At 60.7% G+C, this 13,525-nt stretch carries 13 protein-coding genes; 4 read left to right on the top strand and 9 right to left on the bottom strand.

The window, feature by feature from the left end; genetic code table 11:
- Nucleotides 1-259 precede the first annotated feature (259 nt).
- A complete protein-coding gene (locus AC3ZU9_RS08655) occupies nucleotides 260-1,048 on the bottom strand; it encodes an SDR family NAD(P)-dependent oxidoreductase (RefSeq protein ID WP_102061388.1) in 789 nt (262 codons plus the stop codon).
- 52 nt (nucleotides 1,049-1,100) lie between these two features.
- Nucleotides 1,101-2,201 carry an alkene reductase gene (locus AC3ZU9_RS08660; protein WP_490090590.1) on the bottom strand — a complete coding sequence of 367 codons (1,101 nt, stop codon included), beginning with the start codon at nucleotides 2,199-2,201 and terminating at the stop codon, nucleotides 1,101-1,103.
- Between the two features lie 166 nt (nucleotides 2,202-2,367).
- Here AC3ZU9_RS08660 and AC3ZU9_RS08665 point away from each other — a divergent pair, with 166 nt between their 5' ends.
- Together AC3ZU9_RS08665 and AC3ZU9_RS08670 are read left to right on the top strand one after the other, a co-directional pair.
- The gene (locus tag AC3ZU9_RS08665; RefSeq protein ID WP_093545820.1) at nucleotides 2,368-2,979 is read left to right on the top strand and encodes a TetR/AcrR family transcriptional regulator; all 612 of its coding nucleotides are present in this window, start codon (nucleotides 2,368-2,370) and stop codon (nucleotides 2,977-2,979) included.
- Between the two features lie 355 nt (nucleotides 2,980-3,334).
- Nucleotides 3,335-3,793: a hypothetical protein gene (locus tag AC3ZU9_RS08670; RefSeq protein ID WP_102061390.1), complete on the top strand. Its 459-nt coding sequence runs from the start codon at nucleotides 3,335-3,337 to the stop codon at nucleotides 3,791-3,793.
- Between the two features lie 178 nt (nucleotides 3,794-3,971).
- On the opposite strand, the gene AC3ZU9_RS08675 is transcribed toward AC3ZU9_RS08670, so the two are convergent.
- From AC3ZU9_RS08675 to gcvA, 4 genes are all read right to left on the bottom strand, one after another.
- Nucleotides 3,972-4,226 (bottom strand): hypothetical protein, encoded by a 255-nt coding sequence (locus tag AC3ZU9_RS08675; RefSeq protein WP_490090591.1) that lies wholly within the window; start codon nucleotides 4,224-4,226, stop codon nucleotides 3,972-3,974.
- A 42-nt stretch (nucleotides 4,227-4,268) separates the two neighbouring features.
- The gene (locus AC3ZU9_RS08680) at nucleotides 4,269-5,030 is read right to left on the bottom strand and encodes an SDR family oxidoreductase (protein WP_012724493.1); all 762 of its coding nucleotides are present in this window, start codon (nucleotides 5,028-5,030) and stop codon (nucleotides 4,269-4,271) included.
- A 29-nt stretch (nucleotides 5,031-5,059) separates the two neighbouring features.
- Entirely contained in the window at nucleotides 5,060-5,887 is an 828-nt protein-coding gene (locus tag AC3ZU9_RS08685) for an EamA family transporter (RefSeq protein ID WP_490090592.1), read from the bottom strand.
- 75 nt (nucleotides 5,888-5,962) lie between these two features.
- The gene (gene gcvA, locus AC3ZU9_RS08690; RefSeq protein WP_064053493.1) at nucleotides 5,963-6,868 is read right to left on the bottom strand and encodes a transcriptional regulator GcvA; all 906 of its coding nucleotides are present in this window, start codon (nucleotides 6,866-6,868) and stop codon (nucleotides 5,963-5,965) included.
- 728 nt (nucleotides 6,869-7,596) lie between these two features.
- Here gcvA and AC3ZU9_RS08695 point away from each other — a divergent pair.
- Both AC3ZU9_RS08695 and AC3ZU9_RS08700 read left to right on the top strand, forming a co-directional pair.
- The gene (locus tag AC3ZU9_RS08695; RefSeq protein ID WP_122811254.1) at nucleotides 7,597-8,205 is read left to right on the top strand and encodes a LysE family translocator; all 609 of its coding nucleotides are present in this window, start codon (nucleotides 7,597-7,599) and stop codon (nucleotides 8,203-8,205) included.
- A 341-nt stretch (nucleotides 8,206-8,546) separates the two neighbouring features.
- The gene (locus AC3ZU9_RS08700; protein ID WP_043205407.1) at nucleotides 8,547-9,527 is read left to right on the top strand and encodes a GlxA family transcriptional regulator; all 981 of its coding nucleotides are present in this window, start codon (nucleotides 8,547-8,549) and stop codon (nucleotides 9,525-9,527) included.
- A gap of 172 nt (nucleotides 9,528-9,699) precedes the next feature.
- Here the strand turns inward: AC3ZU9_RS08700 and AC3ZU9_RS08705 are convergent, their stop codons facing one another.
- From AC3ZU9_RS08705 to AC3ZU9_RS08715, 3 genes are read right to left on the bottom strand one after another with little or no spacing between them, the layout of a single operon-like run.
- Nucleotides 9,700-10,938, bottom strand: coding sequence for an NAD(P)/FAD-dependent oxidoreductase (locus tag AC3ZU9_RS08705; protein ID WP_490090593.1), 1,239 nt, complete (start codon nucleotides 10,936-10,938; stop codon nucleotides 9,700-9,702).
- Nucleotides 10,939-10,941: 3 nt separating this feature from the next.
- A complete protein-coding gene (locus AC3ZU9_RS08710) occupies nucleotides 10,942-12,513 on the bottom strand; it encodes an aldehyde dehydrogenase (NADP(+)) (protein ID WP_490090594.1) in 1,572 nt (523 codons plus the stop codon).
- Nucleotides 12,514-12,572: 59 nt separating this feature from the next.
- Nucleotides 12,573-13,520, bottom strand: coding sequence for a dihydrodipicolinate synthase family protein (locus AC3ZU9_RS08715; RefSeq protein WP_490090595.1), 948 nt, complete (start codon nucleotides 13,518-13,520; stop codon nucleotides 12,573-12,575).
- Nucleotides 13,521-13,525 lie beyond the last annotated feature (5 nt).

The following is a 13,525-nucleotide window of genomic DNA, read 5'->3' on the forward strand; positions in this document are numbered from 1 at the left end:
CCTCAGTTATTCAGGGATCCGCGTGTGAAAAAGGGGCATGGCAGCCTAATGCCAGTCAGTTTAAGAAGCAGCAAGAGCGAAAAGTACCCCGTGGCGAGGGAGCTTGCTCCCGCTGGACTGCGCAGCAGTCCCCGTCTTTTGAAACAAAGAGCTGGGGCCGCTTCGCGACCCAGCGGGAGCAAGCTCCCTCGCCACAGGTACGGTGCTCACCCTTAAATGACTGGCATTAGGCATGGCAGCCCCTTGATATGGGTCGTATTTATGCAGTGGTGGTGTATCGCTCGGCGACATCGGATTGTCGAATCTGCGCCAGTAAACCCTGACGTGCAGCCTGCAAGGCATCCCAGCGGGCGGCATCCTGCAAGGGAGGAATCGTCACGGTCTCGCGACGATCAAAACCCACCAGCGCCGCATCGACCAGATCGCCGACCTCCATCACGTCAGTCAGGGTATTGATGTCGATGCCTGCACGTTCCCAGATCTCGGTACGCGTGGCAGCAGGCAAGACGGCTTGCACGTAGACGCCTTTGGGCGTCAATTCCAGGCTCATGCCTTGTGATAGAAACAGTACAAAGGCCTTGGTCGCGCCGTAGACCGTCATGCCGAACTCCGGCGCCAGGCCCACCACTGAACCTATGTTGATAATCGCGCCGTTCCCGGCCTGGGCCAGGCGAGGGGCGATGGCGCTGGCCAGTCGCACCAGCGCGGTCGTGTTGAGCGTCACCAGTTGAGCAACGCTGTCGGTGGACTGTTCGATAAAGCTGCCGGATTGCGCGGCACCCGCATTGTTTACCAGGATGCCAATGCTGGCGTCCTCGCGCAGGCGCGTTTCGACAGCCGCCAGGTCGCTGCTGTGGGTCAAGTCAGCCTGAAGTACCTCGATGGCGACCTTGTGTTTATCGCGCAGTTGCGCTGCCAGCGCCTCCAGTCGATTTTTGTCGCGTGCGACCAGGATGAGGTCGTGGCCGCGTTGCGCGAAGCGCTCGGCATAGGTGGCGCCGATGCCCGTGGAGGCGCCGGTGATGAGGACGGTGTTAGGGAGGCTCATGGCTTGATTCTCTGTTGTGGATGTAGGGCGGGAACGTTCGCAAAGGTGACGTTCAGGGATGGCGTTGGCCGCTTTCAGTCAGTGGCGGGTAGTCGATGTAGCCCGCTGCGCCGCCGCCATACAGGGTGGCCGGGTCAAAAGCGGATAAAGCCGTATCGGTCTGGAGTCGCTCTACCAAATCAGGGTTGCCAATGAACGGACGGCCGAAGGCAATGAGGTCGGCTTTGTCTTCAATCAGTGTCGAGGTGGCCAGGTTCAGGTCGTAGCCATTGTTGGCGATGTAGGTGTTATTGAAGCGTTGGCGCAAGGCGCCGAAGTCGAAGGGCGCCACGTCGCGAGGCCCGCCAGTGGCGCCTTCGACCACATGCAGGTAAGCCAGGCCGAGGGTGTTGAGTTGATCGACGAGGTAATCGAATTGGGCTTGCGGGTCGGTGCTGGACACCCCATTGGCCGGCGACACTGGCGATAGGCGGATGCCCGTGCGCTCAGCACCGACTTCGCTCACTACCGCCGCCGCAACCTCCAGCAACAAGCGCGCACGATTTTCAACCGAGCCACCGTAGGCATCCGTACGCACATTCGCGCCGTCATTGAGGAACTGGTCAAGTAAATAGCCGTTCGCACCATGGATTTCTACACCATCAAAACCAGCCGCAATTGCGTTTAACGCGGCGCGACGAAAGTCGCCCACGATGCCGGGCAGTTCGCTGATGTCGAGCGCCCGAGGTTCAGAAACATCCACGAAACGATGGTTGACGAACACCTTCGTCGCTGCACGGAGCGCAGAGGGCGCCACCGGTGCTGTGCCATTTTCCTGAAGGTCGGTATGGGACACGCGCCCCACATGCCACAGTTGCAGGAAAATATGTCCGCCCTTCGCGTGAACGGCTTCTGTGACAGAACGCCATCCGTCTATCTGTGCCTGCGTATAAATCCCGGGGGTGTCTTGATAACCCTGGCCCTGCTGTGAGATCTGCGTGGCCTCGGAAATCAACAGGCCTGCAGAGGCTCTCTGGCTGTAATAGGTCGCCGCGTGCTCGCTCGGAACAAAGCCCGCGCCCGCACGGTTCCGTGTCAGCGGTGCCATTACGATTCTGTTGGAAAGCGTCAGTGAGCCGAGCGTGTAGGGTTCAAACAAGGTCTTGTCGTTCATATCGATTCCATACTCGTTGATCAATGACGGCGACCTGCGCCGTAGTGGCAGAGGATTGCAGTACGGAATTTATGATGTCGATCATAATCAAAGATGTCAACGTTTTTGATTATGACTGACATCAGAGTATAGTCAGGCCATTGTTCATGAGGCACAGGAGCGCAAAATGAAGATCACCAAAACGCAATCCATCGCCAACCGGGCTCATATTGTGGAGACGGCGTCAGCGCTGTTTCGTGAGCGTGGCTACGATGGCGTCGGGGTGGCAGAGCTGATGGCGACTGCCGGTTTTACCCAGGGCGGGTTCTACAAACACTTCGGTTCCAAAGCAGACTTGATGGCCGAGGCCGCTGAAAACAGCCTTTCGCAATCCCTGGCCAATACCTGCCACCTCGACGTTACGGGGTTCGTCAACATGTATGTGTCGCGCGAGCACAGAGACGGCAGGAGCGGCGGGTGCACCATGGCGGCGCTGTGTGGCGATGCTGCCCGCCAGTCAGATGAGTTAAAGGCGACCTTCGCCAGCGGCGTAGAGAGCACCCTCGCAGCACTCGAGGAAAATTACCCGGCGGGTCCGGATACGACGAAGCAAGACGTTCGCGCAAAAATGATCGACCTGCTGGCGCATGCAATCGGCGCAGTGATGTTGTCGCGGGCGTGCCCGGATGACTCTGCTCTGGCGGATGAAATACTCGAAACGTGCCGTGCTGAGATCGTGGCGTCGTTGCCGTTGGGTGAGGAAAAGCAGCCTAGGAACAGCCAAGAGGACACTGATTGATTTGTAGATTAAACCGTTGAGTTGCATGTCTGCCTGTGGCGGTTCGATTTCTACCTTGGCCGCCACTTGCGGAAAAGCCCTGGATTAGCGTGTACGGGGTTTTTAATTGTCTGGGCGTTTTTGTACTTTTAACGTACTTATTCATCGCGAAACTGTCTAGCGTACTGTGAACGTTGACAGTATCGGACGAGAAAAGGGTTGATCACTATTTCTCTGCAGTGTGCCGCGTTTGCAACCGGCATAGGCAAGGACTGACGTAGGCGACGAGGAATGGACGAGGGCTGTAAGTCAAACGCTCTTTAATTCTTCTCCCGTACGTCATCGAAATACTGACTCTTCCTGAAAGGACTTCAACATGTCGACCGGATTGCAATCGCCAGAGGGAACAGGAAAACCCGAAGCAAAGCCGCAAGCAGGTGAACGCTCCAATAAGGCGGCGGTGCCGCCGTCTCAGTTGGCTCGCCTGAAAGATTTTTCGACCGTGCCCAACACGTATCTTAAGATGGTCGAAGGTTATGTAAAAACCACGGAGGACATTACACAAGCGTCTCTGTTTCTGGTGGTGAATTATGGAGAGGGTAATTGGTATATTGTCACCGTGGGCACCGCTGAGTATCTTTCCTATACAAATTCAAGCTATCTCTATGCGTATGGAAGTTGGACCAATGCGGCGTATCTGACGGTGAAGCCGGTGAGTTTTATCAAGTACCCTGGGTTGTATTTATATAACGGGTGGGTGTGTTGCAATGGTGTTAAAAAGTCGCCTGGAAACCTGATGAATGTCCATCCGGAGTGGATCAACTCGGCTGTATGAATCGATAAGCAGCACCTACTGGCGAGTGCTAAGTGTGCTGCTCTATCAGGCCATGCTGGCAGATTTCAGTTATCGCCTTCAGCGCTGTGCTCCACGCACTTGAGCAGGAATAACGCTATTCCTTCTTCCAACGGAAATGGCATCCGTAAATGCCCTGCTTGAGTGTGTGACCGCGCGCTTACATGCCCTCAGACCTGACGATCCGCTGGTCCTTAACCTCACTCGCATACACCGCCATTTTTTTCTGCTGCGCGGCCAACAACGCGCATATTTTCATCAACGCCACGGCCTCATCCGGCGTTCTGTCGCTACCCGCCATCGCCGTCAACTCAACCACCGACCACCCAATCACCGCCGCCGCATCTTCCAGGTCGTAGAACAATTCCTGCTGTGCAGTCCTGGGCCCATCGAGCCCTTGTATCAAATCGTCCATCTATTGCCCCCATCAATCTCTGTCCGACACCCGTGTTACAGGTTACTTCCCCCCAGTTACATCCAGAAAGGTCCCGGTGATAAACGACGCCTCTGAGCTGGCCAGCCAAAGCACGGCCCGCGCCACTTCTTCGGGTTCTCCGCCCCGGCCCATTGGAATGCTGTCCTTGACGCGATCCACGCGGCCAGGTTCGCCGCCGCTGGCGTGCATGTCGGTGTAGATGTGCCCTGGGCGTACGCAGTTGACGCGTATGCCTTCGCGCGCGACTTCCTTGGACAGCCCGATGGTGAATGTCTCCAGGGCACCCTTGGAGGCGGCGTAGTCGACATATTCGTTCGGGCTGCCAAGCCGGGCGGCGCCCGAGGACACGTTGATCACGCTGCCGCCCTTGCCGTTGTGGCGCAGCGACATGCGTTTCACGGCCTGCTGTGCGCACAGCATCGGGCCGATGGCATTGATTGCGAAAATGCGTTGCATACGGGCGAAGTCGAGGTCTTCGAAGCGCGATTGAAGCGCAATGATGGCGGCGTTGTTAACCAGCACGTCGATACGTCCAAACGTCTCGTCAATGGCGGCGAACAGGTGGGCGACCTGTTCTGGGTCTGCACTGTCGGCGCGAATGGCCAGGGCGCGTCGTCCCAAGGCTTGCACATCGGCCACCACGCCGAGGGCGGCGGCCTCGTTGCTGATGAAGCTGATTGCCACGTCGTAGCCTTGCGCAGCCGCCAGCCGCGCCGTTGCCGCGCCGACACCTCGGCTGCCGCCTGTGATCAAAATGAGGGGGGCTGAAGAGACAGTATCCATTGCTTGCGCCTTTTAGGAGGGCTGAGGGTTCAGCCGATAAGGATCGTGCCGGTCGCAATGACCACGCACGCGAGGACTTTTCGGACAGTCAGTGACTCGCCCAGGAAGTAATAACCGATCAATGCCGCGAACACTACGCTGGTTTCGCGCAACGCCGACACGGCGCCCATCGGCGCCTCTGACATGGCATAGATAACGATGCCATAGGCCAGCAGGGAGACCAGCCCTCCCAGGAAGGCCGTGATGCAGCCTGGGCGCGGCGTGAGCAGGCTGCGCGTGCCGCGCAGGCCAACGTAAACCAGGGGCATCATGATGCCCCAGAGCGCACACATCCACGCGGTATAGGCCAACGGCGCGTCAGACAGCCTTGCGCCGATGCCGTCCGTCACGCTGTAGGCCGCAATGAAAACGCCCGTGCCCAAGGCGTAAGGCAGGCTGGGGACGGCCAGCCTGCGCTGTTTGAAGGCCAGTGAAATGATGCCACCTGACACCAATACGATGCCTATCAGCGCGCCTGCGCTGACCGTCTCCTCGGCGAATGCGAAGGCGAACAGCGTGATCAGAATGGGCGAGGAACCACGGGCAATCGGGTAGGTTTGCCCAAGGTCGCCGACTTTGTAGCTGCGCACCAGGAACAGGTTGTAACCGACGTGCAACACGCCCGACAGGACCGCGTACGGCCAACTGGCGGCGGCGGGCGGCGTGAGGGACAAGGCAATGACCGTGCTGGCGACGGCCACCGCCAGGCACATCACGGTCATTGACCACAGCCGGTCGGTGCCGGCGCGCAACAGCGCGTTCCAGCTGGCATGCAGGAGCGCGGCGAAGAGGATGAGTAGAACGATAGGAAAAGGCATGCGCCATATTAAGTAACATTATGGCTTGCCTGAAAGCGAAGTCCGCTCATCCTGGCATGAGTGATTATTCATGCTTTATCGGTAGCGCTGCTGGGCTTGGATTGATTCGGCCAGCAGCCAGTGACGGAAACTGATGATGTGAGGCTGGGATTCGATCCCTTTGGGGCAGACAAAAAAGTAGGCGACCGGTGAAGCGAACGGCACCTCAAACAGCCTCACCAGGCGGCCGTCGTTGATTTCAGCTTCGACGTGGCCGCTACGCGCCAAGGCAATGCCATGGCCCAGCAATGCCGCCTCAATGGTCATGTTGGTATCAGCAAACCTGACGCTTTCGTTGAGCGCGCAACTCCCGACGCCGACGTGTTCAAACCAGGCTTCCCACTTGGGCACCAAGTCTGCGCCGTCGCGCGTCAGCAGCGGGTAACGCAACAGCTCGGCGGGCTCCTGCGGGGTGCCAAAGCGGTTGAGCAGGTCAGGGCTGGCCACCGGAAATATCTGCTCCCTGAGCATGAACTCCGAGTGCAGGCCGGGGTAATTACCGTTGCCCAGGCGGATCGCCACGTCTGAATCTGCGCTGGAAAACGTGATTGCTTTGTCGCTGGTCTCCAGCGTGATCAGAATCTCCGGATGCTGTTGCGACAAGCTCGGCAACCTCGGGAGCAACCATTTCAGGGCGAAGGAGTAGGTGGCGCTGACCTTGAGCCGGACCCTGCCTTTTTGTTCCCTGAGGTCAGACAGTGTGGCCTCCAGGTTCATGAAAAACTCGCGCACGATGGGCGCCAGCGCCGCACCGGCGGGGGTCAACCGCAACGACTTGCCACGCTGGAACAGCTGCAGGCCCCAGAGGTCTTCGAGGTGCTTCAACTGATGACTGACGGCGCTCTGGGTTACATGCAACTCCTCTGAAGCCGAGGTGAAGGTCGCGTGCCGGGTGGCAACTTCGAAAGCGCGCAGCGTAGCGGTTGGCGGTAGGTCTCTCATGAGTGGGCCCCGGCGAGTCTTGTGGTAATCGTTTCCATGAATGAAGGCTCATGGTAGTTGATTTGCGAACCTTGACTCGACCTTACGGTTGCCTGGTCTGCGCAAAGGGCTGAGGCAACCCTGGAACGGTCTTCACGTTGTACCGTCACGCATACAAACCCTACCATCGCGTTACACGATAGCCGTGACGCCTTGCGGTTCGCACTGTCATATCCAGCGAGAAGTTAATCTCGTCAAGTAAGAGAGTGTGGTCATGAAGTTGAGTTATCTAACCAAGGCGGCTGTGGTTGTCGCGTTGTTGTCGACCTTGTCGGGCTGCTGGATATTCATGCCACCGGGAGGTGGCGGTGGTGGTCATGGTGGCGGGCATGGTCAGGGCGGTGGCCCAGGTGGCCCAGGCGGTGGTGGCGGTCCGCGTTAACGGACAGGCAAAAATAGCGGCAAGCCATGACGAATGGCTTGCCCTTTTTTTGCCTGCCAATCGCAGTTTGGGCCGAGGCGTTTATTCCAGCGTGACAAATCCCAGGCAAAGAAAAGCCCGCGTGGGGAGCGCGGGCTAAAAGGATGTTCATTAGGAGCTGGATTCACCATAGGCGCCCATCTGTGAAAGGTTTGTGAAAGCTTTGGCAAAAAAGTGTATGCCTTAATCGTACTGTGGCTGTACGGGTCAGGGCGGTCCATAAGCCTTTACTGTCACAGGCCTATCACCTGTGTTCGGATGCCGCGTCATGTTCATGTCTACCAGCCTGTTGTCAGCCTTTGTACTGTTCGCCTTCGTGTCCTCGATCACGCCAGGCCCCAATAACACCATGCTGCTCGCCTCTGGCGTGAACTTCGGGTTCCGCCGGTCGATGCCGCATGCGCTGGGGATCAGTATCGGGTTCATGCTGCTGGTGATCTCGGTGGGCCTGGGGTTGGGCGAGGTGTTCAAGCTGTTCCCATGGGCGTACACGGTGTTGCGCTACGTCGGCGCGGCGTACCTGTTGTACCTGGCGTGGAAGATCGCGACGGCGGGCGGTATGTCCGACAGCGATGATGCGCAGGGCAAGCCGATGACGTTCCTCGGCGCGGCGGCGTTCCAGTGGGTGAACCCCAAGGCCTGGATCATGGCGTTGGGCGCTATCACCACCTATACGCCGGCCGAAGGCTACGTCACCAATGTGCTGGTGATTGCACTGGTGTTCGCCGTGGTCAACTTGCCCAGCGTGTGTGTGTGGGTCGGGTGTGGCAGCGGCTTGCGCAACGTGTTGCGTGAGCCGCGCTGGCTGAGGGTCTTCAATGTGTCGATGGCGGGGCTGCTGGTGCTGTCGCTGTACCCGATGTTGTTTGCCGGTTGAGCGTCACACGGGGGAGATGGTCGCCAGCAGGCCGATGCCGATGGTCAACACCAAAAAGCCGAACAGGAAAAGTGCCATCTTGGTCATAAGGCCTCCGAAGGGAAGGGGGTAGGAATGGCGCTATTGTCCGCCCAAACAGTGTTTCGATACAGACGCAGATAGCGAAGAAAAAACCGTATCAGATGCCGTTGCCACTGTTCTGCTGCGGGCTTGATGCGGTTGCGGTTTGCTCAAGATCAGCGCCTGAGACAACTCACGTGTTTGCCCCTAAGATGGTGCACATTGCATCAACAATAAGAGTGGGCAAACCCTCGATGGAAAGACGTCAATTCAGCGGTGGCATGAAAGGCAAAAACCTGCGCTACCTCAATGAAACCCAGCAGCCGGCGTCGGTCACTCGCGTTGGCTTCCTGTTGCTCGAACACTTCTCCTTGCCCGCATTTACCCAGACCCTCGACACGGTGGTTACCGCCAACCTGCTGCGCCCCGAACTGTTCGCCTCGCGCACCTTCGGTTTGGACGATGGCGAAGTCATCAGCGACCTGGGCCTGGTAATCCGCCCCGACGCGCGCCTTGATGGGGCGGCCCTGCAAGACCTGGAACTGTTGGTGGTCTGCGGCGGTTTCCGTACTGAACTCAAGGCCAGTGAAGACCTCATCCACCTGCTGCGTACCGCCGCCGAGCACGGTATCGGCCTCGCCGGTCTTTGGAATGGCGCCTGGTTCCTCGGCCGCGCCGGCTTGTTGCAAGGCTATCGCTGCGCCATCCACCCTGAACACCGCCCAGCCCTGGCCGAAGTGTCCAAGGCTGCGCACGTGACCAGCGAACCCTACGTGATCGACCGCGACCGCCTCACGGCTTCAAGCCCCTCCGGCGCGTTCCACATGGCGTTGGACTGGATCAAGGGGCTGCACGACAAGGCACTGGTCGAAGGCATCGAAGACATCCTGGCTTTCGAAGAGTCACGTTACCGGCGGATCAAACCCACCGAAAACGTCAGCGTCAGCGCGCCCCTGCGTGAGGTGGTGAAGCTGATGGACGCCAACCTCGAAGAACCCTTGGAACTGGACCAACTGGCCGTCTACGCCGGCCGCTCGCGCCGCCAACTGGAGCGCCTGTTCAAGGAACAACTGGGCACCACACCGCAGCGCTACTACATGGAACTGCGCGTAACCGAAGCGCGGCGGCTGTTGCAGCACACCGAGCTGTCACAGGTGGAGGTGTTGGTGGCGTGCGGGTTTGTTTCGCCGAGTCATTTCAGCAAGTGCTATAGCTCGTATTTCGGATATCGCCCCTCCAAGGAGAAGCGGTTGGTGAAGTGATTGCACTCGATTCCTCCTGTGGTGAGCGGGCTTGCCCCGCGCCGGGCTGCGCGGCAGCCCCAATCAATACAAAATGCGGTGTGTCAGGTGCTCCTCACCGTCTAGTTTTGAGGCTGCTGCGCAGCCCAGCGCGGGGCAAGCCCGCTCAGTACATAGGCTGCGTGTGCTGTTGTCAGAATCGGTCCAGACGATAAGGCGTGAGTGACTGCACTTGATCCTTACCCGCCAACTCTCGCACCATCTCCGCCGTCACCGCCGCCTGCGTCAGCCCCAAATGCTGATGCCCAAACGCAAGCAACACTTTCCCTTCACACACCCGATCAATAATCGGCAGCGAATCCGGTAACGACGGCCGAAACCCCATCCACGGGGTGGCATCCCGTGCACTCAAATCATCGCGGAACAACCCCTTGCTCAGCCGATGCAGTTGCCAGGCGCGTTGCATGTTCGGCGGGCGGTCGAGGCCGGCGAATTCGACGGTGCCGGCCAGGCGCAGGCCGTCGGTCATGGGGGTCATGATGAATTTGCGCTCCAGGGAGGTGACGGCGAATGGCAGGCGATGCTGCTCGTGGGGCAGCATCAGGTGGTAGCCGCGTTCTGTGTCCAGCGGGATTTTTTTGCCGGTGAGCGCGGCGGTGAGTTCGGCCGAGTGGGCGCCGCAGGCGATGAGTACCTGGCGGGCGCTCAAGGGGCCCTGATCGGTGGTCAGTGAGACGCCATGTTCCTCAAGGCGTGCGTCTTTCACCTCGCGCTGGAGGAATTGCACGCCCTGGGCCTTGGCGGCCTGGACCAGTTCGCACACCACGTGGTAAGGGTCGATAAAGTGCCCGGTGCCGGGGAAAAACAGCCCGCCCTGGAGGTGCTCGCTCAGTTGCGGCGCGGCCTGGCGAATGGCATCGCCGGACCAGAACGCCACGGGCACTTGCTGTTGCTGCATGCGCCGTTGCAGGGCCTCAAGGGCCGGGCGTGAGTCGGCCTGTTCAAACACCAGCAGCGAGCCATCCTCGCGCAGCAACTGCGGGCGCCCGATGCTGTGCAGCAAGCGCTGCCAGGCGCCCAGGCTGCCTTCATTGAGCGTGCGTATACCCGCGACCGTGCGCTGATAGCTCGCCGGACGCAGGTTCCACAGCAGGCGCAGGAACCAGGGCAGGGCGTGAGGCAGGTATTTCCAATCCAGGTGCAATGGGCCCATGGGGTCCAGCAGCATGCCGGGCAAGCGCTTGAGGATCGACACGTCGGCAATCGGGAACACCTGTTCTGTGGCCAAGTGCCCGGCGTTGCCATAGGAGGCGCCCCTGCCGGGTGCCTGCTGGTCAACCACCACCACGTGCCGACCGAGGCGCGCCAGTTGCAGCGCGCAGGCGACGCCGATAATACCGGCGCCGACCACTACGATATCGGGATCGGACATCGCCTATGCCTCCCTCTGGCCGTCAAGCAAGCGCCGCAGCAGCAAAGGGTTGCCGTGCTGGAGCGCGGCGGGCAGCAACGCATCGGGGAAATCCTGATAACACACGGGGCGCAAAAAACGCTGGATCGCCGCCGTGCCCACCGACGTGCTGCGCGAATCCGAGGTGGCCGGGAACGGACCGCCGTGGACCATGGCCTCACACACTTCCACGCCGGTCGGCCAGCCGTTGACCAGCAGGCGGCCGGCCTTGCGCTCAAGCACCGGCAACAGGGCCTTGGCGTCTGGCAAATCGGTTTCGTCCAGGTGCAGAGTGGCCGTGAGTTGGCCTTCGAGATGCTCGGAAACCTGGCGGACTTCCTCGGCATCGGCGCAGACGACCATCAAGGAGGCCGCGCCAAAGACCTCGGCTTGCAGGTGTTCATTGGCCAAAAAAGCCTGTGCCTGCGTCACGAACAGATGCGCCTGGCCTTGGTTAGGACCTTCTGCCGCCAGCCCCTTGGCGGCGACCTCGGCGTGTTCCGTCATTGCCGCCACCCCTGAAGCGTAGGCACTGGCAATCCCCGGTGTCAGCATGGTCTGTGCTGCACAGGTCGGCAGCCGTTCACCCGCAGCCTTGATAAAGCGATCCAAAGCGGGCCCTTGTACCCCTATCACCAGTCCCGGGTTGGTGCAGAATTGCCCGGCGCCTTGGGTCAACGAAGCGACAAAACCTTCGGCCAACGCCTCAGCCCTGGCTGCCAACGCCGCCGGGAACAGGTACACCGGGTTGATCGAACTCATTTCCGCGTACACCGGAATCGGCTCCGGCCGCGCCTGCGCCGCTTGGATCAGCGCAAGGCCGCCGCTGCGAGAACCGGTAAAGCCGACGGCCTTGATACGCGGGTCGGTGACCAGCGCAATGCCGACCTCGCGGCCCGAACCGTACAACAGCGAAAACACACCTTCCGGCAGCCCACATGCTTTGACCGCCTGGGCCACCGCCCGGCCCACCCGTTCGCTGGTGCCAGGGTGAGCACCATGGGCCTTGATGATTACGGGGCACCCGGCCGCCAACGCCGAGGCGGTGTCGCCTCCGGCCACGGAAAACGCCAGCGGAAAGTTGCTCGCGCCAAACACGGCCACCGGGCCCAACGCGATGTGGCGCTGACGCAGGTCTGGCCGGGGCAGCGGCTGGCGCTGCGGTTGCGCGGTATCGACCCGCACATCCAGCCATTCCCCGGCGCGGACGGTGCGGGCGAACATGCGCAGTTGCCCGCAGGTGCGCCCGCGTTCGCCTTGAATGCGCGCGCGGGGCAGGCCGGTTTCGGCAACGGCGCGGTCGATCAGCTCATCGCCCAATGTTTCGATCTGCGCGGCGATGGCTTCAAGCAGCGTTGCGCGCGCCTCCAGCGATGTCTCGCGGTACCCATCAAACGCCGCCCACGCCAAGGCGCACGCCTGCGCGACCTGTTCGCCGTCGCCGCCCAGGTAGGCCGGCTCCAAGGCTGTGTCGGTGGCGGGATTGATCGCCCGGATGGGCTCGCGATTGCCGCCAGTGGCGTGCTGACCGATCAGCATCTTGCCTGTCAGAGTCATGGAATCGTCCTGGAAAAAAGAGGGTGGCCGCTGCGAGCGCCGCAGCGGCACGCAAGGGCTCAGGCGACGTTCTGTTCCGCCGACCAATGGGCGTACCATTGCCGGAACAGCACGTACTGCGTTTCCGCGTAACGGCGCTGAGCGTCGCTGAGCTTATAGGTCTCGTTGAAGTGCAGGGCGTACTCCTTATCGCCGTTAAGCACCATCAGGTGTTTGTAGTACAACACCAGGTCGCAGCCTTCATCGAACGACGACAGCACCGCGAGCGCGGCTTCCAGTTCACGCGCCTGGCGGCGGGCCTTGGCGTCGCCCTTGGCGGCTTTTTTGCTCAGCGCCACCAGTTGCAGGACTTCCCGTGGCAGTGCGTTGCCGATGCCGGTGATCGCACCCGTGGCGTTACAGTTGACGAAGCCGTGCACCACCTGGGTGTCGACACCGACCATCAGGGTCACGTTATCGTCCTGGGAGGTGATGTGTTCGGCGGCATAGCGCAGGTCGGCGCCGCCGCCGAACTCCTTGAAGCCGATCAGGTTCGGGTGTTCGCGGCGCAGTTCGAAGAACAGCTCGGCGCGGGTGGCGAAGCCGTAATACGGACTGTTGTAGATCACGGCCGGCAGGTTCGGCGCGGCCTTGAGAATCGCCGAGAAGTGCGCTTTTTGCGCGGTGGCCGAGGCACCACGGGACATGACGCGCGGAATCACCATCAGGCCATGGGCGCCGACCTTGGCGGCGTGGGCCGCGTGGGCTACTGCCTCACGGCTGTTGACCGCACCCGTACCGACGATGGTCGGCACGCCGGCCGCCACCAGCCGCGCCACGCCTTCCTGGCGCTCGGCCTCGGTGAGCAACGGCCAGTCGCCCATGGAACCGCAATACACCACGGCGCTCATGCCGATATCGATCAACTCGCGGCCCTTGGCAACCAGGGCATCGAAGTCCGGCTTACGCGCGGGCGTGCACGGGGTCATCAGGGCGGGGATGCAGCCGGTGAAGATGTTGTCGCTCATTGTGC

Source organism: Pseudomonas sp. A39 (assembly GCF_058145955.1).

What these genes read in the sequence shown, in the direction of transcription:
- AC3ZU9_RS08655 (WP_102061388.1), bottom strand. Translation starts at nt 1,048, where the DNA reads ATGAGCCTCCCTAACACCGTCCTCATCACCGGCGCCTCCACGGGCATC.
- AC3ZU9_RS08660 (WP_490090590.1), bottom strand. Translation starts at nt 2,201, where the DNA reads ATGAACGACAAGACCTTGTTTGAACCCTACACGCTCGGCTCACTGACG.
- AC3ZU9_RS08665 (WP_093545820.1), top strand. Translation starts at nt 2,368, where the DNA reads ATGAAGATCACCAAAACGCAATCCATCGCCAACCGGGCTCATATTGTG.
- AC3ZU9_RS08670 (WP_102061390.1), top strand. Translation starts at nt 3,335, where the DNA reads ATGTCGACCGGATTGCAATCGCCAGAGGGAACAGGAAAACCCGAAGCA.
- AC3ZU9_RS08675 (WP_490090591.1), bottom strand. Translation starts at nt 4,226, where the DNA reads ATGGACGATTTGATACAAGGGCTCGATGGGCCCAGGACTGCACAGCAG.
- AC3ZU9_RS08680 (WP_012724493.1), bottom strand. Translation starts at nt 5,030, where the DNA reads ATGGATACTGTCTCTTCAGCCCCCCTCATTTTGATCACAGGCGGCAGC.
- AC3ZU9_RS08685 (WP_490090592.1), bottom strand. Translation starts at nt 5,887, where the DNA reads ATGCCTTTTCCTATCGTTCTACTCATCCTCTTCGCCGCGCTCCTGCAT.
- gcvA (WP_064053493.1), bottom strand. Translation starts at nt 6,868, where the DNA reads ATGAGAGACCTACCGCCAACCGCTACGCTGCGCGCTTTCGAAGTTGCC.
- AC3ZU9_RS08695 (WP_122811254.1), top strand. Translation starts at nt 7,597, where the DNA reads ATGTTCATGTCTACCAGCCTGTTGTCAGCCTTTGTACTGTTCGCCTTC.
- AC3ZU9_RS08700 (WP_043205407.1), top strand. Translation starts at nt 8,547, where the DNA reads ATGAAAGGCAAAAACCTGCGCTACCTCAATGAAACCCAGCAGCCGGCG.
- AC3ZU9_RS08705 (WP_490090593.1), bottom strand. Translation starts at nt 10,938, where the DNA reads ATGTCCGATCCCGATATCGTAGTGGTCGGCGCCGGTATTATCGGCGTC.
- AC3ZU9_RS08710 (WP_490090594.1), bottom strand. Translation starts at nt 12,513, where the DNA reads ATGACTCTGACAGGCAAGATGCTGATCGGTCAGCACGCCACTGGCGGC.
- AC3ZU9_RS08715 (WP_490090595.1), bottom strand. Translation starts at nt 13,520, where the DNA reads ATGAGCGACAACATCTTCACCGGCTGCATCCCCGCCCTGATGACCCCG.